Raw genomic sequence first — 22,886 nt, 5'->3', positions numbered from 1 at the left:
CTGCTTCGGATGCGTCCGCCACCCTGGACCGCCGACGCCCGCACGGCAAGAGGCGCAACATGAGTTGCGTTCTGCGCAACGGCAGTCGGACCCGTCGGTCAGCCGCCCACCTGAATGTCCCCCCTGGTCGACGAGGCGATGGCGTCGCCGTGCGCGAAGTCGCCGGGCGGGATGCCCGGGTGGTGTCCCTCCGGGTCGGGGGCGACCTCGGCCGCCGGTCCGAGCGCGAGCCTGGAGACGATCCGGTAGCGGTCGCCCCGGTACAGCGAGTGGACGTACTCCACCGGACGGCCGGTGGTGTCGGAGGTGAGCCGCTCGAAGAGCAGCGCCGGGGACAGCTCCGGAACGTCGAGCAGCCCGGCCTCGGCGCGGGTGACGACGGTGGGCTCGATCGCCTGGACCGCCTCGTGGACGTGCACACCGTGGGTGGCGCGCAAATGCTCGTAGAGATCGCCGCTCTCCAGCTCCTGCGCGCTGAGCCCCGGCACCAGCTCCGCCCGGATGTGCAGATGCTCGATGGCCATCGGCGCCCCGTCGACCAGCCGCAGCCGGGCCACGTAGACGATCTCGGCGGCGGGTGACATGCGCAGCTTGCGGCCGACGCGGGCCCCCGCCTGAAGCGTGGTGAACTCCAGCAGTCGGCTCGACCAGGCGCCGGCCGCCTGCGGGACGCTGAGCGCCCGGTCCCCGGCGACCAGCTCCTGGGTGATCTTGGCGGGGGCGACGAACATGCCCCGGCCGTGTTCGCGCACCAGGAGCCCGGCGGCGACGAGCTCGTCGACCGCCGCGCGCACGGTGGGCCGGGAGACGCCGAGCAGGGCGCACAGGGCGCGCTCGGAGGGAATCGCGTCCCCGGGGCTGCGCGACTCGATCAGCTCCAGTACGGCATCGCGGGCCCGCTCCCGTTTGAGCACCGTTCCCGGCACGTCCGCGTCCATGGTCTCCCCTCCCGACGGGTGCATCTTTCCTTACCAGTTGACCAAGTCGCCACCCCAACTGGCCTGCTGGTCAGGCGAAGTGTAGCGCTCACGGCGAACGGCTCGGTCGCTCACGTTACGTCGAGATCACCAAGTTGCCCTTGTACGCAGGGGGTTGACGACCTCATTGGTCTATGCCACCTTCATCCACCACCGACAGGCGAGCTGTCCAGTACATCCAACTGGTCAGGTGGTCAGGCCTCGTCAGGTCCGTCCGATCCGTTCTGCTTCCGAGGTGAACCGTGAAGTACCGCTTGCTCGCCGGTGTGTCCGTGCTCGTCCTGACCGCCGCGCTCAGTGCCTGTAGCTCGTCGTCGGGGCCGGACTCCCGGAACGGGGACGGCCGGACGACGGTGGATGTATGGCTGATGCGCGACAGCGTCTCGGCGCAGTTCCAGAAGGAGTTCAACGCGGACTTCGAGAAACGCCACCCGACGATCGACGTGAGGATCCAGATCCAGGAGTGGGACGGGATCGGCCAGAAGATCACCGCCGCCCTCGCCAGCAACGACGCCCCGGACGTCATCGAGGCGGGCAACACCCAGGTGGCCCAGTACGCGGAGAGCGGCGGACTGCTCGACCTCAGCGACCACAAGGACGAGCTGAACGGCGAGGACTGGTTGAGCGGCCTGGCCGAGCCGGGGTCGTACGAGGGCAAGCAGTACGGCATCCCGTACTACGCGGCGAACCGGGTGGTCATCTACCGCACCGACCTCTTCGAGAAGGCAGGCGTCGACGCGGCGGAGATCAAGACCCGTGAGCAGTGGATCGACGCGACCGCCAAGCTCAACAGGGGCGGCACGCAGGGCATCTACCTCCCCGGGCAGATGTGGTACGCGCTGGCCGGGTTCATCTGGGACGAGGGCGGCGACCTCGCCGCCGAGTCCGGCGGGACGTGGTCCGGAGCGCTGGACACCCCCGAGGCGCTGCGCGGCATGGCGTTCTACGAGGAGCTCCAGGCGCTCGGCAAGGGCCCCAAGGACTCCGACGAGGATGATCCGCCGCAGGCCGAGGTGATGGCCCAGGGGCAGGTGGCCCAGATCATCTCCACCCCGGGCGGGGCCAAGGTCATCGCGGAGAACAACCCCGAACTCAAGGGCAAGCTCGCCTTCTTCCCGATCCCGGGCAAGACGGCAAACACCCCGGGCGCGGTCTTCACCGGCGGCTCCGACCTGGTGGTGCCGGCCGCCGCTGCCCACCCCGACGAGGCGGTCACCTTCATCAAGGAACTGACCGGGGAAACCTGGCAGAAGAAGCTCGCCGTCGCCATGAGCTACGTACCGAACCGGACCTCGCTGGCCTCCGCCGTGGCCGACGACCCGGGGGCCGCCGCGATGGCGGTCGGCGCGGCCCATGGGCACGCCACGCCCAACACCCCGGGCTGGGCGGCGGTCGAGGCGGAGAACCCGATCAAGGACTACATGACGGCCGTGCTCACCGGGGGCGATCCCGCGAAGGAGGCCGCGAAGGCCTCGCGGGACATCACCCGGGCCATGAACGCCGGTTCCTGACCCCGATCCGCCCTGCTCCCGGCCCTCAGGAAAGGAGGCGTGCCGTGCCGGTCGTCGACCAACGGACCGCACCCAGCACCCCCCGGCGACGCCCGGCCACACGCCTCGCCGTACGCAAGACCCCGCCCCGGCGCCGGGGAACGGGCGGGGCCCGGAGCCTCTGGCCGTACGCCCTGGTCGCCCCCGCGGTCGGCGGCATGCTCTATCTGCTGGTCTACCCGCTGGTGCGGGCCGTCCTGATCTCGTTCCAGGACTTCCGGCTGCGCCAGCTGATCGCCGGTGACGCGGACTTCGTCGGTCTGCGGAACTACCGGACCCTGCTGACGGATCCCCGGTTCTGGGAAGTGGTCCGCCGCACGTTCCTGTTCATGGCGGTCAACGTCGTCCTGATCATGGTGATCGCCACGCTGGTGGCGTTGATGGTGGAGCGGCTTGGGCGGATCGGGCGGACGGTGGTGCTGTGCTCGCTGGTGCTGGCCTGGGCGATGCCGGTCGTCGCGGCGACCACCGTCTTCCAGTGGCTGTTCCACTCGGAGTTCGGCATCGTCAACTGGTCGCTGACCTCGCTCGGCCTCGACTCCTTCGACCGCTATCCGTGGTTCGCCAACGGCACCGCCGCGTTCGCGATCCTGGTGACGTTGATCGTCTGGCAGTCGGTGCCGTTCGCCGCGATCACGCTGTACTCGGCGCTGACCACCGTCTCCCCCGAGCTGTACGAGTCGGCGCGGCTGGACGGGGCGGGCGCGGGGCGGATCTTCCGCTCGGTCACCTTCCCGATCCTGCGGCCAATCTTCCTGCTGGTGCTGTCGCTGGAAGTGATCTGGACGTTCAAGGCGTTCGTCCAGATCTGGGTGATGACGAGGGGCGGTCCGGGCGACGCCACGACGATCCTGCCGGTCTACGCGGTGCAGACGGCGCTCTCCAGCCAGCGGTACGACCTCGGTTCCGCCGCCTCGATGGTCACCGTGGTCCTGATGTCCGGGGTGCTCGTCCTCTACTTCCGCCAGATGCTCCGCCAGGAGGACGAGACCCGATGAAGACACCTGTCGCCCGCCTTCGGCTCCGGCGCCTTCCGCTCCACCTCGCCGCCGCCGTCACCGTCGTGGTCTGCCTCTTCCCCGTGTACTGGATGATCTCCACGGCCTTCAAGCCGTCCAAGGACATCCAGTCGTCGAACCCGCAGCTCTTCCCGCACACCTGGACCCTCGACCACTTCCAACGGGCCGTGGACGCCGACGGGTTCGCGCTGTTCTGGCGCAACAGCATCCTCGTGACGCTGGGGGCCGTCCTGCTGGCGCTGCTGGTGGCGCTGGGGCGGCGTACGCCGTGGCGCGGCTGCGGTGGCGGGGCCGACGCCAGTTCATGCTGATGATCTTCATCGCGCAGATGGCGCCCTGGGAGTCGCTGATCATCCCGATCTACATCATCTCCCGGGACACGGACATGCTGGACCGGCTGCCGACGCTGACGCTGATCTACTTCATGATCACGCTGCCGTTCACGGTGGTGGTGCTGCGCGGGTTCATCGGGACGATCCCACCGGAGCTGGAGGAGGCGGCGCAGGTCGACGGCTGCACCCGGACCGGAGCGTTCTGGCGGGTGGCGATGCCCCTGCTGGCGCCGGGGCTCATGGCGACCTCGCTGTTCGGCTTCATCACCGCCTGGAACGAGTTCGCCTACGCCAACTTCCTGATCATCAAGCAGCAGGACAACCGGACCCTGCCGGTCTGGCTGTCGTCCTTCCAGAACACCTTCGGCACCGACTGGGGCGCCACGATGGCCGCCTCCACCCTCTTCGCGCTGCCCGCCCTGGTGATCTTCCTGCTGCTCCAGCGCCATGTCACGTCCGGCTTCGCCGCCGGTGCCGTGAAGGGCTGAGCAGCACAGAACGCCGCTCGCCCCCCGCCGGCCCCTCCGCCACCCGCCTCTCCGCCCGTCCGCCTGCCCGCGAACCGAATCCGGAGTCCCCGTGTCCGCACCGCGCCCCGACCTCGCCCTCCTCCCCCGCCCGAGCAAGATCTCCTCGCTCGGCGGCCGGCTCACCCTCGACCGGGACACCACCGTCCGCGCGCTGCCGGGCGCGGAACCGGCGGCGGACCTGCTGCGCACCCTGGTCGGCCGACCCGCCGGACTTCCCCTGGCCCCGTCGCCCGAGGGCCGGGTCGTCCTCGCCCTGGACGACCGGCTCGGCGGCCTCGGCGAGGAGGGGTACGGGCTGACGGTCGCCCCGCAGGCGCTCCAGTTGCGCGCCGCCCACCGCACCGGGCTCCTCCGGGGCATCCAGACGATCCGCCAACTCCTGCCCGCCGAGGCCCTGTCGGGCGGGGCAACGGGGTCCGGGTCCTGGGAGCTGCCCTGCGTCGAGATCACCGACGTACCCGACCGGCCGTGGCGCGGGGCGATGCTGGACGTGGCACGGCGCTTCCAGCCGATCGGCTATCTGCACCGGTACGTGGACCTGCTGGCGCTGCACAAGCTGAACGTCCTGCACCTCCACCTCACCGACGACCAGGGGTGGCGGGTGCCGGTCGACGCCTACCCCCGGCTGACCTCGGTCGGCTCCCGGCGGGCCCGGTCGCAGAAGGGCCCGACCGGTCCGGACGGCGCGCACTTCGACGCGGTGCCGCACGAAGGGCATTACACCAAGGCCGAGCTGAGGGGCCTGGTGCGGTACGCGGCGGAGCGCGGCATCACCGTCGTACCGGAGATCGAGATGCCCGGGCATGTCCGGGCCGCGCTCGCCGCCTACCCGGAGCTGGGCAACCACCCGGGCCGGCAGCTGGACGTGTGGACCCGCTGGGGGTGTGCGACACGATCCTCGGCGTCCACGAGGGGGTCTTCGACTTCTGCCGGGCCGTGCTGGAGGAGGTGATGGACGTCTTCCCGTCGCCGTACATCCACATCGGCGGCGAGGAGTGCCCGACCACCGAGTGGGAGGACAGCCCGGCCGCGCGGAAGCGTGCGGCTGCCCTGGGGCTCGCGGGCCCGGCCGAACTGCACGGCTGGTTCATGGGCCGGGTCGGGGCGTTCCTGGTGGAGCGTGGCCGGATCCCGCTCGGCTGGGTCGAGAACGGCGCCGAACTCCCCCCGGAGTTCACCGTGATGACCTGGCGCGACGCCACGCACGCCCGGGCCGCCGCCCGCCGCGGCCATCAGGTGATCGCCGCGCACCACCGGACGACCTATCTCGACTACGCCCAGTCCACGGACCCGTCCGAGCCGGTAGCCCAGCCCGGCGCGCCGGTCCCCCTGCACACGGTCCACGGCTATGAACCGGCACCGCACGACTGGCCGGAGGACGAGCGGGCCCGGGTGCTCGGGACCCAGGTCCAGCTGTGGACGGAGTACGCCCGCACCCCCGAGGAGATCGAGTACCTCAGCTTTCCCCGGCTCTGCGCGCTGGCCGACCGTTCCTGGTCCGGCGGGCGCGGTGACTGGCCGGGGTTCGTCGAGCGGCTGCGCCACCACACCGCCCGGCTGGACGCCCTGGGCGTCCCCTACCGCACGCTGGACGCGCGGTCGCTCGCGACGGCCGTGTCCGCGTCCCCCTCCGCAGGAACAGCGCGACTCCACCCGTAACCACTCCCCCACCACCGCTCCGGAGAGGAACACCCGTGAACACATCACGCAGGAATCCGCGCAGGTCCAGGCTGCGCACCGCAGCCGCCTCGGCCGCCGCCGTGGCCCTGGCCGCCACCGGACTGGCCGCCCTGCCGGCCTCGGCGTCCGCCGCGGCCGACGGGATCGTGGTCCAGTACCGGACGAGCGCGTCCGGTGCGAGCGCCGACCAGAGCGAGCCGTGGCTGAAGGTCCGCAACGCCGGCTCCACGTCCGTGCCGCTCAGCGGCGTCAAGCTCCGCTACTACTTCAAGGCCGACTCGGCGTCCGCCGCCTACCGCTTCGCCTGCTCCTGGGCGGTGAAGGGGTGCGCGAACATCACCGGTACGTTCGGGACGCTCGCCAACCCGACCGCCACCGCCGACCGCTACCTGGAGATCGGCTTCACCGCCGGGGCGGGATCGCTCGCACCGGGCGCGGACACCGGGGACATGCAGCTCCGGTTCCACCAGAGCTCCTGGGCCTCGCTCGTCCAGTCCGACGACTACTCCTTCGGCCCTGACCGGACCACGTACGGCGACTGGTCCAAGGTGACGGCCCAGGTCAACGGCTCGCTCGTCTGGGGCCAGGCACCCGCGGGCAACGGGCCGACCGACCCGCCGGACCCGACGGACCCGCCGACCGACCCGCCGGGTGACGGGGCGCGGCTGTTCGACGACTTCAACTACAGCTCGCACACCGACCCGAAGATCAGCGCGAACGGCTGGTCCGTGCGATCCAACGCCGGCGGCCCGGGGGTGCCGGGCGCGACCTGGGCGGCCGAGAACGTCACCTTCGCCTCGCAGAGCGGGAACTCGGTGATGAACCTGGAGACCTCGACGGCCGGTACGGGCGCTTCGACCAAGCACACCGAGATCCTGACGAAGTCGATGAAGTTCAAGAACGGGACGTACGCGTCCCGGGTGAAGTTCAGCGACGCGCCGCGCTCGGGTCCGGACGGCGACCGGATCGTGCAGACGTTCTTCACGATCAACGACCTCAAGGCGCCGATGGCCGACGACTACGCGGAGTACGACTTCGAGTACCTGCCGAACGGCGGCTGGGGCGAGCCGGCCAACATCCTCTACACGACCTCGTGGGAGACCTACCGGCCCGACCCGTGGGAGGCGGTCAACGCGCACAGCGAGGTCCGGGCATCGTACGCGGGCTGGCACGACCTGGTGGTGACCATCGACAACAACCAGATCACGTACTACGTCGACGGCCAGCACTTCGGGACGCACGGGGCGGCGTATCTGCCCGAGCGGCCGATGTCGATCAACTTCAACCAGTGGCTCATCGACCTTCAGGGGCAGCCCAGCACCACGCCGCGCTCCTACGACCAGCAGGTGGACTACGTCCTGCATGTGAAGGACCAGGTGCTCACCCCGGCGCAGGTGAACGCGATGGTCGGGGCGTACCGCAGCGCGGGGAAGACCTTCGAGGACACCGTGCCCGCCAGCTAGGAGCGGTCCGCACGGTGTGAGAGCCGGGCGGGGCGGGGGCCGACAGCGGCCCCCGCCCCGCTTTCGTATGCCCGGAAGGGCTGCCGGAAGGGGTTCGAAGGCGCCTCCGCCACCGAATCCGTACGCCGCCCACCGGGGTGAATTCGCCGTACCCCCTTGACAGCCCCGCCACCCTCCGGGCAATCTTCCGTTAAGCAGAAACTAACTTCCGCAATACGGAAGGAGCGCCGAAATCCTCATGGGATACCCGGACCAGCGCTTCGATGTGAACCTCTCGATCCTCTTCACGGAACTCCCGCTCCTGGAGCGTCCCGCGGCAGCCGCCGCGGCGGGCTTCACCGCGGTCGAGCTGTGGTGGCCCTGGATCGAGACCCCCACCCCGCCGCAGGCGGAGCTCGACGCCCTCAAGAAGGCGCTCGACGACGCCGGCACCCAGCTGGTGGGACTGAACTTCTACGCCGGACAGCTGCCCGGCCCCGACCGCGGCGCGCTCTCCGTGCCCGGTGAGGAGTCGGACCGCTTCCGCGCCAACATCGAGGTGGCGGCCGACTTCGCCGCCTCGGTCGGCTGCACGGCGCTCAACGCGCTGTACGGCAACCGCGTCGAGGGCGCGGACCCGCAGGTGCAGGACGCGCTCGCCCTGGAGAACCTGGTGCTGGCCGCCCGCGCGGCGGACCGGGTCGGGGCGATCCTCCTGGTCGAGACCCTCAACAAGCCGGAGTCGCCGCTCTATCCGCTGGTCAGCGCACCGGCCGCGATCGAGGTCGTCGACAAGGTGAACGCGGCGACGGGCCTCGGGAACGCCAAGTTCCTGCTGGACCTCTACCACCTCTCCATGAACGGCGAGGACCTGAGCCAGGTCATCAAGGCGTACGCCGCGAAGACCGGCCACGTCCAGATCGCCGACAACCCGGGGCGCGGCGCGCCGGGCACCGGCTCGCTCCCGCTGGAGCGGCTGCTCGACGAGCTGAAGGACGCCGGTTACGCGGGCTGGGTCGGCCTGGAGTACAAGCCGGGCGACCGGCCGAGCGCCGAGTCCTTCGACTGGCTCCCGGCGTCGGCCCGAGCGGCCGGCTGACCGGCCGCCCCCCTTACGTACACACGTTTTTCAGGAAGGCACCCTCATGAGCAACAACCTCCCCAAGGTCGCCTGGATCGGTCTCGGCATCATGGGCTCCCCCATGTCGGAGAACCTGATCAAGGCCGGTTACGCCGTCACCGGATACACCCTGGAGCAGGACAAGATCGACCGGCTGGTCGCGGCCGGCGGCACCGGCGCCTCCTCGATCGCGGACGCGGTCAGGGACGCCGATGTCGTCATCACGATGGTGCCCGCATCGCCGCAGGTCGAGGCCATCGCCTACGGCCCCGAAGGCATCCTGGAGAACGCCAGGCGCGGCGCGCTGCTGGTGGACATGTCCTCCATCACCCCGCAGACCTCCGTGGACCTCGCCAAGAACGCGGCCGAGAAGGGCATCCGGGTCCTGGACGCGCCGGTCTCCGGCGGCGAGGCCGGCGCCATCGAGGCGGTGCTCTCCATCATGGTCGGCGGCGAGCAGGCGGACTTCGACGCCGCGAAGCCGCTCCTGGAGGCGCTCGGCAAGACCATCGTGCTCTGCGGCCCGCACGGCTCCGGCCAGACGGTGAAGGCCGCCAACCAGCTGATCGTCGCGGTCAACATCCAGGCCTGCGCCGAGGCCGTGGTCTTCCTGGAGAAGTCCGGGGTCGACCTCACCGCCGCGCTCGACGTCCTCAACGGGGGCCTCGCCGGCTCGACCGTGCTGACCCGCAAGAAGGACAACTTCCTGAAGCGGGACTTCGCCCCCGGCTTCCGGATCGACCTGCACCACAAGGACATGGGCATCGTCACGGACGCCGCCCGCAACGTGGGCGCGGCCCTGCCCGTCGGCGGTGTGGTCGCCCAGCTGGTCGCCTCGCTGCGCGCCCAGGGCGACGGCGGCCTGGACCACTCGGCGCTGCTGCGCTCGGTCGAGCGGCTCTCCGGTTCCCAGGTCTGACCCCTCCCCCGGCTCCGCGAGGAGTCCCTGGCCTCGTACGGGGCCACGGCCCGCACGGCGGGCCCCCTGATCTCCGGGCCGCGGTGGCGCTGACACCTGTCCTGTCGCGCCCAGGCGCTGCCGCGGCCCGGAACCACAAACTTCGATTTCAACAAACTGTTGACGCGTCCTCGGCGGCGAATCTACGCTCCTCAAGCCGTCAGCAGCTCGTACGAAAGGTCATCCCGCCACATGGCTAAGCGTGTGCTCACGACCGAGTCAGGCGCCCCGGTCGCCGACAACCAGAACTCCGCCACCGCCGGTGTCGGTGGACCGATCCTCCTCCAGGACCAGCACCTCCTGGAGAAGCTCGCCCGCTTCAACCGTGAGCGCATCCCGGAGCGCGTCGTGCACGCCCGTGGTTCCGGTGCGTACGGCTACTTCGAGGTGACCGACGACGTCACGGGCTTCACCCGCGCCGACTTCCTCTCCGCGGTCGGCAAGCGCACCGAGACGTTCCTCCGGTTCTCGACCGTCGCCGACTCGCTCGGCGGCGCGGACGCGGTCCGCGACCCGCGCGGCTTCGCCCTCAAGTTCTACACGGACGAGGGCAATTACGACCTGGTCGGCAACAACACCCCGGTGTTCTTCATCAAGGACCCGATCAAGTTCCCCGACTTCATCCACTCGCAGAAGCGCGACCCGTTCACCGGCAAGCAGGAGCCGGACAACGTCTGGGACTTCTGGGCGCACGCCCCCGAGGCGACGCACCAGATCACCTGGCTGATGGGCGACCGCGGCATCCCCGCCTCGTACCGCCACATGAACGGCTACGGCTCGCACACCTACCAGTGGACGAACGCCGAGGGCGAGGCCTTCTTCGTCAAGTACCACTTCAAGACGAACCAGGGCGTGCGGTCCCTCTCCGCCGAGCAGGCCGCCGAGCTCGTCGGCAAGGACGCCAACTCGCACCAGACGGACCTGCTCCAGGCCATCGAGCGCGGCGTCAACCCGTCCTGGACGCTGTACGTCCAGGTGATGCCGGCCGCCGAGGCCGCGGACTACCGGTTCAACCCGTTCGACCTCACCAAGGTGTGGCCGCACGCGGACTACCCGCTCCAGCGGGTCGGCCGGCTGGTCCTCGACCGGAACCCCGACAACGTCTTCGCCGAGGTCGAGCAGGCCGCGTTCTCCCCGAACAACTTCGTGCCCGGCATCGGCCCGTCCCCGGACAAGATGCTTCAGGGCCGGCTGTTCGCCTACGCGGACGCGCACCGCTACCGCCTGGGCGTCAACCACACCCAGCTGCCGGTGAACGCGCCGCGCACGGCGGTCGTCGACAACTACGGTCGCGACGGCCTCCACGCGACCCGGAACGGCTCGCGCCACGACAAGAACTACGAGCCCAACTCGTACGCCGGTCCGGCGCAGACCGACGCGGCGCTCGCCGCGCCGCTCGCGATCCACGGCTGGACGGGCACGCACGAGGCTCCCGCCCACGCCAAGGACGACGACTTCTTCCAGGCGGGCGAGCTGTACCGGCTCATGTCGGAGGACGAGAAGGGCCGTCTGGTCGCGAACATCGCAGGGGGCCTCTCGCAGGTCACCCGCGACGACGTGATCGAGAAGAACCTCGCCCACTTCCACGCCGCCGACGCCGACTACGGCAAGCGCGTGGAGAAGGCGGTCCGCGCCCTGCGCGAGGACTGAGCCTCCCCCTGGACCCTGCCCGTACCGCGCACCCGGATGAGGGGTGTCGCGCGGGACGGGCAGGACGACGAGGCCGCGGCGGCTGTGCGATGCCAGTGCGGTGGTGAAGGCCCGGGGACCGTCTCCTGACCTGAAGGAGACGCCCTCCCCCGGACCGATCGCCGCCGCCGCGGTCCCTGTCACCCCCTGAACGAGGGCGTGGAGTACGGATACGGTCCCGTACCCCGCGCCCTTCCGCATGCCCACGCCCCACCGTGATCCGCGCCTGGGGCGGCGGCCGGCCGGCAGACCAGGCCGTGAGGTGCGAAGGGTGCCAGGATGTCCGTATGGACGTACGCAAGAGGAACCGGGTGCGGGTGATGGGCCGGGAAGGCGGCCCGGTGGTCATGCTCGCCCACGGCTTCGGCTGTGATCAGAACCTCTGGCGTCTCGTCGCGCCCGCGCTGGGGGAGCACTTCCGGGTGGTCCTGTTCGATCATGTGGGGGCGGGGCATTCCGATCCGTCGGCCTGGAGCCCCGAGCGGTACTCCACCCTGGACGGCTACGCGCAGGACGTCATCGGCATCTGCCGGGAGCTCGCTCTCGGGCCCGTGACCTTCGTCGGGCATTCGGTCAGTTCCATGATCGGTGTGCTCGCCGCCGTTCAGGAGCCCGCGCTCTTCGAGAAACTGGTCCTCCTCACCCCCTCGCCGTCGTACATCGACGACGGCGACTACCGGGGCGGATTCAGCGAGCAGGACATCGACGAACTGCTCGAGTCACTGGACAGCAACTATCTGGGCTGGTCGGCGACCATGGCGCCGGTGATCATGGGAAACCCGGACCGCCCCGAACTGGGCGAAGAGCTGACCAACAGCTTCTGCCGAACGGACCCCGAGATCGCCCGGGTCTTCGCGAGAACCACCTTCCTGTCCGACAACCGCGCGGACCTTTCCGAGGTGACCGTTCCGACGCTCGTCGCCGAGAGCGCGCACGACACGATCGCCCCGCGTGAGGTGGGCGCCTTCGTCCACGCGCAGATCCGCGGCAGCGAGCTGGTCACACTGGACTCGAGGGGCCACTGTCCCCAGCTGAGCGCCCCCGAGGAGACCGCCGCGGCGATCATCGCCTTCGTGCAGGGGCCGTGACCGTGCGCCGGGGCAGCGAGGGGACCGACGGATCGTGGCCGTCGCAGGACCGTGACCACGCCCCCCGTGCGTTGTCCGCCCTGCTGGAGGACAGCGTGGAGGACCTGTACGAGAACGCGCCGTGCGGTTACCTCTCCACACTGATGGACGGGCGGATCGCCAAGGTCAACGGAACACTCCTGAGATGGCTCGGCAATCGTCGCGAGGACCTGGTGGGCCACCGGCACTTCTCCGACCTGCTGACCGTCGGTGGCAGGCTTTACCACGAGACGCACTTCGCACCGCTGCTGCGGATGCAGGGCGAGATCAACGGCGTCGCCCTGGAGCTCAAGGCCGCGGACGGCACCCGGCTGCCGGTCCTGGCCACGTCCACCGTCAAGCGGAGCGAAGGCGGCGAACCGCTGCTCATCCGCACCACCCTCCTCGACGCCCGGGACAGGCGCGCCTACGAGCGGGAACTCCTGCGGGCCCGGCAGGAGGCCGAGCACGACCGCGAACGTCTGCAACGCCTCGCCACCACCCTGCAGCGCACCCTGATCCCGCCGGCCATCGAACCGGTGCCCGGAATGGAGGCCGCCGCGCACTACCACTTCGCGTCCTCCGACGAGGTGGGCGGGGACTTCTACGATCTGTTCCCGCTCGCCGGCGGAGGCTGGGGGTTCTTCATGGGGGATGTGCGCGGCAAGGGCGCCGACGCGGCCGTGGTGACGTCGTTGGCGCGGTACACCCTGCGAGCCGCGGCGGTCTCCGATCCCGTACCGGTCAGGGTACTGGCCAACCTCAACACCGCGCTCAACCAGCAGGCCCAGGAGGACGAACCACCCTTCTGCACCGTGATCTTCGGCCTGCTCACACCCGAGGAGAACGACCCCGGATTCCATGTCGTCCTGGCAGGCGGCGGCCACCCTCCCGCGATGCTGCTCCGGGCCGACGGCAGCGCAGACTACCTGCCCACCCCGGGCGGACAGCTGGTCGGGGTCGTACCGGACGCGCAGTTCACCACCGCCACCCTGGACCTGCGTCCCGGCGACACCCTGTTGCTCTACACCGACGGCTTGACCGAGGCCCGTACCGGGGACGCGGGGGAACGCTACGGCGACGAAGCGCTCCTGGACTTCGCGAGGTCCCTGGCGCCCACCTCGGCGCCCGGCACCGTCGGGGCGGTCACCGCACTGCTGGACTCGTTCGGCGAGGGACTCGACGACGACACCGCGCTCCTGGCGATGAGCGTGCCCACGGGCGAGCGGTGAGGGGCCGGGGGCACAGCGGCGGGCCCCGCCCGGGAAGGAATCCGGGGCGGGGCCGTTCGGTGCGGGGGCGGACGGGTCAGGAGACCGTCAAGGGGCGGATCGCCGTCGGGGCGTGGGACGGGTCCGTCGCCAGGTCCTCGAACTCGTTCACCGACGCGATGTCACTGCCGCTCATCGCGATGTTCGTGACCCGTTCCAGGATCGCCTCGACGACGACCGGGACGCGGAACTCCGCCGCCAGCTTCTTCGCCTCCTCGAAGGCAGGCAGCAGCTGGTCCGGCTCGGTGACCCGGATGGCCTTGCAGCCGAGGCCCTCGACGACCTTGACGTGGTCGACGCCGTAGACGCCCAGCTCCGGGGAGTTGAGGTTCTCGAACTCCAGGTTGACCTGGAAGTCGATGTCGAAGTTGCGCTGCGCCTGGCGGATCAGCCCGAGGTAGGAGTTGTTCACCAGGACGTGGACGTACGGGATGCGGTGCTGCGCGCCGACCGCCAGCTCCTCCAGCATGAACTGGAAGTCGTAGTCACCGGAGAGGGCGACGACCGTGCCCTCCGGGTCCGCGGTGGCGACACCCAGCGCGGCCGGGATCGTCCAGCCCAGCGGGCCGGCCTGACCGCAGTTGATCCAGTGGCGCGGCTTGTAGACGTGCAGCATCTGCGCGCCGGCGATCTGGGAGAGCCCGATCGTGGTGACGTAACGGGTCTCCGGGCCGAACGCCCGGTTCATCTCCTCGTACACGCGCTGCGGCTTGAGCGGCACGTTGTCGAAGTGCGTCTTCCGCTGGAGGGTCGCCTTGCGCTCCTGCGTGGCGGCGGCCCAGGCCGAGCGGTCCTTCAGCTCGCCCGCGGCCTTCAGCTCGCGCGCCACCTCGACGAAGAGCGTCAGCGCGGCCTTGGCATCGGAGGCGATGCCGAGGTCCGGGGCGAAGATCTTGCCGATCTGGGTGGGCTCGATGTCGACGTGGACGAAGGTGCGGCCCTGGGTGTAGACGTCCAGCTTGCCGGTGTGGCGGTTGGCCCAGCGGTTGCCGATGCCGAGGACGAAGTCGGACTCCAGGAAGTTCGCGTTGCCGTAGCGGTGCGAGGTCTGGAGGCCCACCATGCCGGCGTTCAGCTCGTGGTCGTCGGGGAGGATGCCCCAGCCCATCAGGGTCGGGATGACGGGGACGCCGGTCAGCTCGGCGAACTCCACGAGCAGTTCGGAGGCGTCGGCGTTGATGATGCCGCCGCCCGCGACGAGCACGGGGCGCTCCGAGTCGTTCAGCATCCGCACGGCCCGCTCGATCTGCTTGCGGGAGGCGGCGGGCTTGTGCACCGGGATGGGCTCGTACAGCTCGGGGTCGAACTCGATCTCGGTGAGCTGGACGTCGATCGGCAGGTCGATGAGGACCGGTCCGGGACGGCCGGTGCGCATCAGGTGGAAGGCCTGCTGGAAGACGCCGGGGACCTGCGCGGCCTCCAGGACGGTGGTCGCCGCCTTGGTGACCGGCTTGGCGATCGAGGCGATGTCGACGGCCTGGAAGTCCTCCTTGTGCAGGACGGCCGTCGGCGCCTGGCCGGTGATGCAGAGGATCGGGATGGAGTCGGCGATGGCCGAGTACAGCCCGGTGATCATGTCGGTGCCCGCGGGGCCCGACGTACCGATGCAGACGCCGATGTTGCCCGCCTTGGCCCGGGTGTAGCCCTCCGCCATGTGGGAGGCGCCCTCGACGTGGCGGGCCAGTGTGTGGTTGACCCCGCCGGACGCCTTGAGGGCCGCGTAGAAGGGGTTGATCGCCGCGCCCGGAACGCCGAACGCGTTGCTGACGCCTTCGCGCTTCAGGATCTCAACTGCCGCTCGGGCAGCGGTCATACGAGGCATGGAAGCTCCTGCTCGGGATTGGTGGAGTCGGGCTCTGTCGCGCCACCTGAGAGCACCAATTCCGCATTACGGAATCCTAGTTCTGCTATATGGAAGCAATCTAGGAGCTGGGGCGATCGCCGTCAAGGGCGTACACCGGTGTGCGCACCGCACGAAGTACGTCGATCCCCTCCCCAGAGCCTCGCTCCTGGTGGACGATGGTGTGACGAGTCAGGCACGGAGCGGAGTCGCTCGCGCTGCCGTGCCGGAGGGAGAGACACGTGGAGTCCGTGCCGGTCCGGTGCCCCGTCTGCAACCGGGACCACGCCTACAGCACACCGGCCTACCCCTGCCCGTGCGGCATGCCCACGGCCCCGCCGCTGCTGCCCGACGCCCCGGCGGTCCGGGTCGGCCACCGCAGCTGGAACGACGTCTGGGTCACCGTCCGCTGTTCGTCCTGCGCCCGGGAGGACCAGTGGCCGCAGCCCGAGCTGTGCTGCCCGTGCGGGACCGTCCTGCGGATACCGGTCCGCCCGGTGGCCGCCGCCCCGCCCCCGGCCCCACCCGTCCCGCCGGCCCACATCCCCCTGCCGCGCACCGCCGCGCGCCCACGGCCGACGTTCCGCCCTATGACGATCCGCACGCGCCACGACGCGGTGAACGCGGCCGGTCTGTATCTGACCTGGCTCGGCTTCCGCGAGGTCGGGCGGCCCGGCGCCGGCCCGGCCTCCGGCATCGATCTGCGGGGCGACGGAGTCATCGCCCAGGTCGACTCCAGCACCCACCCGGCGACGCTGCGCGCGGTCGAGACCCTCTGGCTCAACGCGCTGGGCGCCTCGGCGGCCGGAGTGTTCTTCTCCCTCGCGGGGTACGCCACCGATGCCCGGGCCCGCGCGGACGGTGTCGGTCTCCCGCTCTTCGTGATCGACCTGACCGGGACCCCGCAGCCGGTGAACAGCCCCGCCGACGAACTCGTGAGCACGGGCGCCTGAACGAACCGGGCCCCGTCCAGGCAGCCGGATCCGGCCACCCGCGTACCGGTCCGGCCTCCGGCGCGGCACACTGAGTACATGCGTATCCGCTCCGCCAGACGCTCGGATCTCCCGCTGCTCCAGGAGATCGAGCGCGCCGCAGGGGAACCGTTCCGCGCCCTGGGCATGGCCTTCGTGGCCGACGACGATCCGCCCCCGCTCGACCTGCTGGAGGGCTACCGGCAGGCAGGCCGTTGCTGGGTGGCCACCGACCCCCTCTCCGCCACCGGCGACCGGCCGCTCGGCTATGTGCTCGCCGATCCCGTCGACGGTGCCCTGCACATCGAGCAGGTCTCGGTCGACCCCGCCGCCGCCCGCCGGGGCATCGGGCGGGAACTGATCGCCCACCTCGCCGCCCTGGCCGCGCGACAGGGCATGACGGCGCTCACTCTGACCACCTTCACCGGCGTTCCGTGGAACGCCCCGTACTACACCCGGCTCGGCTTCCGGGTCCTGACCGAGGACGAACTCACCGACGGGCTCCGCGCCATCCGCGCCGAGGAGGCCCAGCACGGCCTCGACCGCTGGCCCCGGGTCTGCATGCGCCGCGACCTGTCGGCCGTCCCCCGGCCCTCGCCGGCCCCGAAAGCCATGAAGACCCCACCGGTTCCGGACACTTCGGGGGCCGCCGACGATTCGGGAGCCCTCGCTGTCAGTGGTGGCCCTTAAGCTGTGCGCATGGCTTTACTCCCCGACAGCTCCCACCCCGCAGACCGCCCCGCGCCCGCCGCCGAGCAGGCCAACGAGGCCATCCGCGCGCTCGTCGACGCCACCGGACCGGACTGGTCCCCGGTGGAGGCGGCGACGTACGAGGTGCTCCTCATCGAGTGGGCGGCGGCGACCCGGGGCGACCCCGACATCATCGAAGCCGCCTGACCCCCGGTGCCCCGGCCGCCCCGCCCGCGCCCCCCTCAGTCCGTGTACGCCTCGCGCAGCTCGATCTTGCGGACCTTCCCGCTGACCGTCATCGGGAAGGTCTCCAGGATCCGCAGCCTGCGCGGGATCTTGTAGTGCGCGAGCCGCTCCCGGCAGTGCTCGGTGAGCTCCGCCAGGGTGGGCGGGTCGGCCGGGTCCCGGGGGATGACGCAGGCCAGGATCTCCTCGCCGTAGCGCTCGTCCGGGACCCCGACCACCTGGACGTCGGCGATCTTCGGGTGGCCGTGCAGGAACTCCTCGATCTCCCTCGGGTACACGTTCTCGCCGCCCCGGATGATCATGTCCTTGATCCGGCCGACGACCTGGACATAGCCGTCCTCGCCCATCACCGCGAGGTCGCCGGTGTGCATCCACCGCCCGGCGTCGATCACCTCGGCGGTGCGGTCGGACTGGTCCCAGTAGCCGAGCATCACGCTGTAGCCCCGGGTGCGCAGTTCACCCGATTCGCCGCGCGGCAGGGTGACGCCGGTGACCGGGTCGACGACCTTGACCTCGATGTGCGGCAGTACCCGGCCCACCGTGCCGGTGCGGCGCTCCAGGTCGTCGTCGCGGCGGGTCTGGGTGGAGACGGGTGACGTCTCCGTCATCCCGTAGCAGATGGAGACCTCGGCCATGTGCATCTCGGCGACGACCCGCTTCATCACCTCCGCCGGGCAGGGGGAACCGGCCATGATCCCGGTGCGCAGCGAGGAGAGGTCGTACGCGGCGAAGTCCGGCAGGTTCAGCTCCGCGATGAACATGGTGGGCACCCCGTACAGCGAGGTGCAGCGCTCCTGCTGGACGGCGGCGAGCACGGTGGCGGGTTCGAAGGACGGGCCGGGGATGACGATGCAGGCGCCGTGCGAGGTGCAGGCGAGGTTGCCCATCACCATGCCGAAGCAGTGGTAGAAGGGCACCGGGAGACAGACCCGGTCGGCCTCGGTGTAGGCGATCGTCTCCCCCACGAAATAGCCGTTGTTGAGGATGTTGTGGTGGGAGAGCGTCGCTCCCTTGGGGAAGCCGGTGGTGCCCGAGGTGTACTGGATGTTGATCGGGTCGTCGCAGGACAGCTCCGCCTCGCGGGCGGCCAGTTGTCCGCGCGTGACGGCGGGGGCGGCGGCGGTCAGCTCCGCCCAGGAGGGGTCGCCGATGTAGTGGACGGCCCGCAGGCCGGGGCAGTTGCCGCGGACCTCGTCGACGAGGGCGCGGTAGTCACTGGCGCGGTGCGCGAGCGAGGCGACCAGCAGGGAGATGCCCGCCTGCTTCAGGACGAACTCCACCTCGTGGGCGCGGTAGGCCGGGTTGACGGTCACCATGACGGCCCCGATCCGGGCGGTGGCGTACTGGACGAGCACCCATTCGGGGCAGTTGACCGCCCAGATGCCGACCCGGTCGCCCTTCGCCACCCCCGAAGCCATCAGGGCGCGGGCCAGCTCGTCGACGTCCGCGACGAGTTCCGTGTACGTCCAGCGCCGGCCGGAGGCCACGTCGACCAGGGCCTCGCGGTCGCCGTGCGCGGCGGCGGTCCGGTCGAGGTTGCGGCCGATGGTGTCGCCGAGCAGAGCGGTGTCGCCGGTGCCGTGCGCGTACGAGAGCAGGCTCACTTCAGGTCTCCCTCGTCGAATTCGGCGCCGGTGCCCAGAGCGGTGCGTTCGCGGAGTTCGATGCGGCGGATCTTGCCCGAGACGGTCTTGGGCAGCTCCGCGAACTCCAGCCTGCGGATGCGTTTGTACGGGGCGAGGACCGCCCGGGAGTGCTCGAAGAGGACCTTCGCCGTGTCCGGCCCCGGCTCCCAGCCTTCCGCGAGCACGACGTACGCCTTCGGGACGGCGAGGCGGAGCGGGTCGGGCGCGGGGACGACGGCGGCCTCGGCGACCGCCTCGTGTTCGAGCAGGGCGCTCTCCAGCTCGAACGGCGAGATCTTGTAGTCGGAGGCCTTGAACACGTCGTCGGCGCGGCCCACGTAGGTGATGTAGCCGTCCTCGTCGCGGGCGCCGATGTCCCCGGTGCGGTAGTAGCCGCCGGCCATCGCCTCGGCGGTGCGGTCGGGGTCGCCGTGGTAGCCGGTCATCAGCCCGACGGGGCGGTCGGAGAGGTCGAGGGCGATCTCCCCCTCGGCCGCCCCGGGCTGCCCGGTCACCGGGTCGAGCAGTTCGACGGTGTAGCCGGGGCTCGGGCGGCCCATGGAGCCGGTCTTGAGGGGTTGGCCGGGGCTGTTGGCGACCTGGACGGCGGTCTCGGTCTGGCCGAAGCCGTCCCGGATGGTGACGCCCCACGCCCGCCGGACCGTCTCGATGACCTCCGGGTTCAGCGGTTCACCGGCCGCGACGACCTCGCGCGGCGGGGCCGTCAACTGGCTCAGGTCCGCCTGGATGAGCATCCGCCACACGGTGGGCGGGGCACAGAAGCTGGTGACGCCCGAGCGGTCCATCTCGGCCATCAGCCGGCCCGCGTCGAAACGGGTGTAGTTGAAGATGAAGACGGTGGCCTCGGCGGTCCACGGGGCGAAGAGGTTGGACCAGGCGTGCTTGGCCCAGCCGGGCGAGGAGATGTTCAGATGGACGTCGCCGGGCTTGAGACCGATCCAGTACATCGTCGCCAAGTGGCCCACGGGGTAGGACACATGGGTGTGCTCGACCAGTTTGGGGCTGGCGGTGGTGCCCGAGGTGAAGTAGAGCATCAGCGGTTCGTCCGCGTCCGTCTCCCGGCCGGGCGTGAAGTCGGCGGGCGCCTCGGCCGCCCGGGCGTACGATCGCCAGCCCGCCACCTCCTCGCCCACCGCGATCCGGCCGTAGTCGCCCGGGACCTCGTCGAACTTCGCGGTGTCCGCGTCCCGCACCAGCACATGGCGCACCCGGCCGCGCTCCACCCGGTCGCGCAGATCGGCGGGGCCGAGCAGCGGGGTGGCGGGGATGACGACGGCGCGCAGCTTCATCGCGGCGAGCGCGGTCTCCCACAGCTCGACCTGGTTGCCGAGCATCACGAGGATGCGGTCGCCCTCCCGTACGCCCTGCGCCCTCAGCCAGTTGGCGGCCCGGTCGGAGCGCTCCGACATCGCGGCGAAGGACACCTCGGTGCGCCGACCGTCCTCCTCCACGATGTGCAGGGCGGTGCGGTCGTTGTTCTCGGCGATGACGTCGAACCAGTCCAGCGCCCAGTTGAAGTGGTCGGCCCGAGGCCAGCGGAAGCCCGCGTAAGCCCGCTCGTAGTCCTCGCGCTGCTCCAGCAGGAAGTCCCGGGCGGCCCGGAACGTCTCGGTCGCGCTGGTTGCCGGCATGTGCCCTCCTCGTTACGGACCCGTCGCCTAACATCATGTAAACAGTGACCCAGGTCTCACCACCCCCGGACGGGGGTGGTCCGCTCCCCGTGCGGGGGTGGACTGCGCGGGCCGGGGCGGAGGGGCGTCGGAGTGCCGGAAGCGGTCGATGCGGTGGAGATGCAGGCGGCGCTGTCGAGGCTGCGCCGCACGAGCGGGCTTCCCGTGGTGTTCGGCGGTCTGCTGTCGGACGCGCGCCACGCCCGGATCGCCGAGCTGAACGGGGTGCAGACCAGCGCCCTGCGGGGTCTCGTCATCTCCGCCGGGAGCGGCCTCGGCGGCAAGGCCATCGCGCTGTCCCGGCCCTGCGCGGTGACGGACTACGCCACCTCCCGCCACATCAGCCATGAGTACGACGCGGCGGTGGCGGCGGAGGGCCTGCGTTCGGTCGTCGCGGCCCCCGTCGTCGTCCGGCGGGCGGTGCGGGGCGTGCTCTACGGGGCGCTGCGTACACCGGTCACGCTCGGCGACCGGACGTTCGACGCGGTGGTGGCGGCGGCCCGTGATGTGGAGCAGTCGCTCGCGGTACGGGACTCGGCACGGCAGTTGCTGGCGGCGGGCCGGGAGCGGGTGGACGATCCGGACGCGGTGCCCGGGGCGTGGGAGGACGTGCGCGAGGCCCACCGCCAACTGCGCGCCCTGGTCCCGAAGGTCGAGGACCCTGCCCTGCGCGACGAGTTGCTGGAGGTCTGCGGGCGGCTCGCGTCGGCGTCGGGGGCCAGGGCGTCCACGGACCGGGAGGTCCGCCTCGCCCCGCGCGAGGTGGACGTGGTGGCGTGTGTGGCGGCGGGCGCGACGAACGCGGCGGCGGCCGAGCGGCTGGGGCTGCGGCCCGAGACGGTGAAGGGGTATCTGCGGTCCGCGATGCGGAAGCTGGGGGCGCACACCCGGCTGGAGGCGGTGGTGGCGGCCCGCAGGGCGGGACTGCTGCCCTGACCTCCACCCCCGTGTCCCGCGTCCCGGTCTCCCGTGTCCCGCGAGGGAGTCTCAGTCGCCGAAGTCCAGGAACGTGCCGAACCGCACGTCCTGATCCGTCGCGTCCGTCATCCTGGCCAGCATCCGCGCCGCCTCGTCGGCGATCTCCGCGCGCTCGGCGCGGGCCAGGCCGCGGAGCGGCTGGACGGTCAGGAGCGCCGCACCGCCATCGCGTTCGATGCGCCAGACCGCGTCGAAGAACCCGTCGATCAGCACGGAGCCGTACGCCTGCTTGCCCACCCCGTTGCGCCCCTTGTTCACCGCGGGGATGACGCGGGTGCGGTCGGCGTGGCCGAGGAGGACGTTGTCGAACTCGGGCAGGAAGCGCGGCGGGGCCGGGGTGCCGGGGTCGGGACGCGGGGCGTCGGGCAGGTCGAAGAGCTCGACGCCCCGCTCGTCGCGGAAGGTGAGCAGCCCGGGCCTGAGCCGTTCGAAGACCTCCTTCGTACGGGTGAGGCCCGCCCATGACTGGAAGTCCATCACCGAGGCGGGGCCGAACGCGCCGAGGTAACGCAGCACGGTGGCGTCGAGCTCCCGCACGGGCGCGGCGGGCCGGCCGAGCCAGTGCTCCACGGTGGTCAGGGCGACCTGCCCGCTGCGGCCCCACAGTCCGCGCGGGGTGACCTGGACCAGCGGCAGCAGACAGCGGGCGGCGGCGGTGAGCGCGAGCGGGTCGGCCTCCGGCCAGTGCGCGAGGAGTTCCTTCCGCAGTTCTCCGACCGGGCGTGGGCGCTCGCGGACCAGCTCCTCGGCCACCGTCGCCAGCCGGTCGAGGTCCACCCCCTCCAGCCCGCGCCGGAACCCCTTCAGCTCCCGCTCGCGTGCCGCCTGCACCAGCGGGCGCAGGGTGAGCGCGTCGTCCGCCGTATGGGTGTGGAGGGTGGAGCGCAGGGTGACGATGCGGACCACCTCGCGGGACTCCATCAGCGCGGACAGCTCCGCGGGGTCGAAGTCCGCGAGCCTGGCGTACAGCTGGAAGTACGGCGGCTTGGTGTTCTGCGCCTGGAGCCCGACGAGGTGGGCGACGGCGTCCTTGGCGGACATCGGTGACCTGCGCAGCAGGAGCTGACGGTCCAGGGTCGCCCGGTTCAGCGCCCGCACGGACAGGACGGCGGAGTGTGCGGCGGTGCGGTGCGTCTTCGTGGCCATGGTCCGCACGCTACCGGCGCTTGCG

General features: G+C 71.0%; 17 protein-coding genes and 2 pseudogenes. 14 read left to right on the top strand and 5 right to left on the bottom strand.

The window, feature by feature from the left end:
• Positions 1-98: 98 nt before the first annotated feature.
• On the bottom strand, positions 99-938 hold the full coding sequence (locus CCZ36_RS29610) for a GntR family transcriptional regulator (RefSeq protein WP_069736747.1): 840 nt from the start codon (positions 936-938) through the stop codon (positions 99-101).
• Positions 939-1,219: 281 nt separating this feature from the next.
• Here CCZ36_RS29610 and CCZ36_RS29605 point away from each other — a divergent pair, with 281 nt between their 5' ends.
• From CCZ36_RS29605 to CCZ36_RS29560, 10 genes and pseudogenes are all read left to right on the top strand, one after another.
• Complete coding sequence (locus CCZ36_RS29605; protein ID WP_128818961.1) at positions 1,220-2,488, top strand: extracellular solute-binding protein; 1,269 nt, start codon at positions 1,220-1,222, stop codon at positions 2,486-2,488.
• A 44-nt stretch (positions 2,489-2,532) separates the two neighbouring features.
• A complete protein-coding gene (locus CCZ36_RS29600; protein WP_069736745.1) occupies positions 2,533-3,525 on the top strand; it encodes a carbohydrate ABC transporter permease in 993 nt (330 codons plus the stop codon).
• Positions 3,522-4,366 (top strand): annotated as a pseudogene (locus CCZ36_RS29595) (carbohydrate ABC transporter permease). The gene CCZ36_RS29600 and the pseudogene CCZ36_RS29595 overlap by 4 nt, the downstream one beginning before the upstream one ends.
• Positions 4,367-4,457: 91 nt before the next feature.
• Positions 4,458-6,067 (top strand): annotated as a pseudogene (locus tag CCZ36_RS29590) (beta-N-acetylhexosaminidase).
• Positions 6,068-6,102: 35 nt separating this feature from the next.
• Positions 6,103-7,551 (top strand): cellulose binding domain-containing protein, encoded by a 1,449-nt coding sequence (locus CCZ36_RS29585; protein ID WP_069741517.1) that lies wholly within the window; start codon positions 6,103-6,105, stop codon positions 7,549-7,551.
• 238 nt (positions 7,552-7,789) lie between these two features.
• Positions 7,790-8,629 carry a TIM barrel protein gene (locus CCZ36_RS29580; protein ID WP_069736741.1) on the top strand — a complete coding sequence of 280 codons (840 nt, stop codon included), beginning with the start codon at positions 7,790-7,792 and terminating at the stop codon, positions 8,627-8,629.
• Positions 8,630-8,675: 46 nt separating this feature from the next.
• The gene (locus tag CCZ36_RS29575) at positions 8,676-9,569 is read left to right on the top strand and encodes a 2-hydroxy-3-oxopropionate reductase (RefSeq protein ID WP_069736740.1); all 894 of its coding nucleotides are present in this window, start codon (positions 8,676-8,678) and stop codon (positions 9,567-9,569) included.
• A 231-nt stretch (positions 9,570-9,800) separates the two neighbouring features.
• Positions 9,801-11,258: a catalase gene (locus CCZ36_RS29570; RefSeq protein WP_128818960.1), complete on the top strand. Its 1,458-nt coding sequence runs from the start codon at positions 9,801-9,803 to the stop codon at positions 11,256-11,258.
• Between the two features lie 326 nt (positions 11,259-11,584).
• Positions 11,585-12,385 carry an alpha/beta fold hydrolase gene (locus CCZ36_RS29565; RefSeq protein ID WP_128818959.1) on the top strand — a complete coding sequence of 267 codons (801 nt, stop codon included), beginning with the start codon at positions 11,585-11,587 and terminating at the stop codon, positions 12,383-12,385.
• The gene (locus CCZ36_RS29560; RefSeq protein WP_128818958.1) at positions 12,382-13,635 is read left to right on the top strand and encodes a PP2C family protein-serine/threonine phosphatase; all 1,254 of its coding nucleotides are present in this window, start codon (positions 12,382-12,384) and stop codon (positions 13,633-13,635) included. Before CCZ36_RS29565 ends, CCZ36_RS29560 begins: the two co-directional genes overlap by 4 nt.
• A 76-nt stretch (positions 13,636-13,711) precedes the next feature.
• Here the strand turns inward: CCZ36_RS29560 and gcl are convergent, their stop codons facing one another.
• Positions 13,712-15,496 (bottom strand): glyoxylate carboligase, encoded by a 1,785-nt coding sequence (gene gcl / locus CCZ36_RS29555; protein ID WP_128818957.1) that lies wholly within the window; start codon positions 15,494-15,496, stop codon positions 13,712-13,714.
• A 260-nt stretch (positions 15,497-15,756) separates the two neighbouring features.
• Here gcl and CCZ36_RS29550 point away from each other — a divergent pair, with 260 nt between their 5' ends.
• The 3 genes from CCZ36_RS29550 to CCZ36_RS29540 all read left to right on the top strand — a co-directional run bounded on the left by CCZ36_RS29550 (position 15,757) and on the right by CCZ36_RS29540 (position 17,382).
• On the top strand, positions 15,757-16,467 hold the full coding sequence (locus CCZ36_RS29550) for a hypothetical protein (protein ID WP_069736735.1): 711 nt from the start codon (positions 15,757-15,759) through the stop codon (positions 16,465-16,467).
• A 78-nt stretch (positions 16,468-16,545) separates the two neighbouring features.
• A complete protein-coding gene (locus tag CCZ36_RS29545; protein WP_069736734.1) occupies positions 16,546-17,175 on the top strand; it encodes a GNAT family N-acetyltransferase in 630 nt (209 codons plus the stop codon).
• Between the two features lie 9 nt (positions 17,176-17,184).
• On the top strand, positions 17,185-17,382 hold the full coding sequence (locus CCZ36_RS29540; protein ID WP_069736807.1) for a hypothetical protein: 198 nt from the start codon (positions 17,185-17,187) through the stop codon (positions 17,380-17,382).
• 35 nt (positions 17,383-17,417) lie between these two features.
• On the opposite strand, the gene CCZ36_RS29535 is transcribed toward CCZ36_RS29540, so the two are convergent.
• Positions 17,418-19,025 (bottom strand): AMP-binding protein, encoded by a 1,608-nt coding sequence (locus tag CCZ36_RS29535; RefSeq protein WP_128818956.1) that lies wholly within the window; start codon positions 19,023-19,025, stop codon positions 17,418-17,420.
• Positions 19,022-20,698 (bottom strand): AMP-binding protein, encoded by a 1,677-nt coding sequence (locus tag CCZ36_RS29530; RefSeq protein WP_069741510.1) that lies wholly within the window; start codon positions 20,696-20,698, stop codon positions 19,022-19,024. The genes CCZ36_RS29535 and CCZ36_RS29530 overlap by 4 nt, the downstream gene beginning before the upstream one ends.
• A gap of 132 nt (positions 20,699-20,830) precedes the next feature.
• Between CCZ36_RS29530 and CCZ36_RS29525 the strand changes: the two genes are divergently transcribed.
• On the top strand, positions 20,831-21,673 hold the full coding sequence (locus CCZ36_RS29525) for a response regulator transcription factor (protein WP_128818955.1): 843 nt from the start codon (positions 20,831-20,833) through the stop codon (positions 21,671-21,673).
• Positions 21,674-21,724: 51 nt separating this feature from the next.
• Here CCZ36_RS29525 and CCZ36_RS29520 read toward each other — a convergent pair whose 3' ends face one another.
• Entirely contained in the window at positions 21,725-22,861 is a 1,137-nt protein-coding gene (locus CCZ36_RS29520) for a winged helix DNA-binding domain-containing protein (protein ID WP_128818954.1), read from the bottom strand.
• Positions 22,862-22,886: the final 25 nt, after the last annotated feature.

Origin of the sequence: Streptomyces sp. S063 (assembly GCF_002832675.1) — a bacterium.
Classification (GTDB): Bacteria; Actinomycetota; Actinomycetes; order Streptomycetales; family Streptomycetaceae; genus Streptomyces; species Streptomyces sindenensis.
Note: the sequence above shows the minus strand (reverse complement) of the source record. Positions and strands in the feature narration are given on the sequence as shown.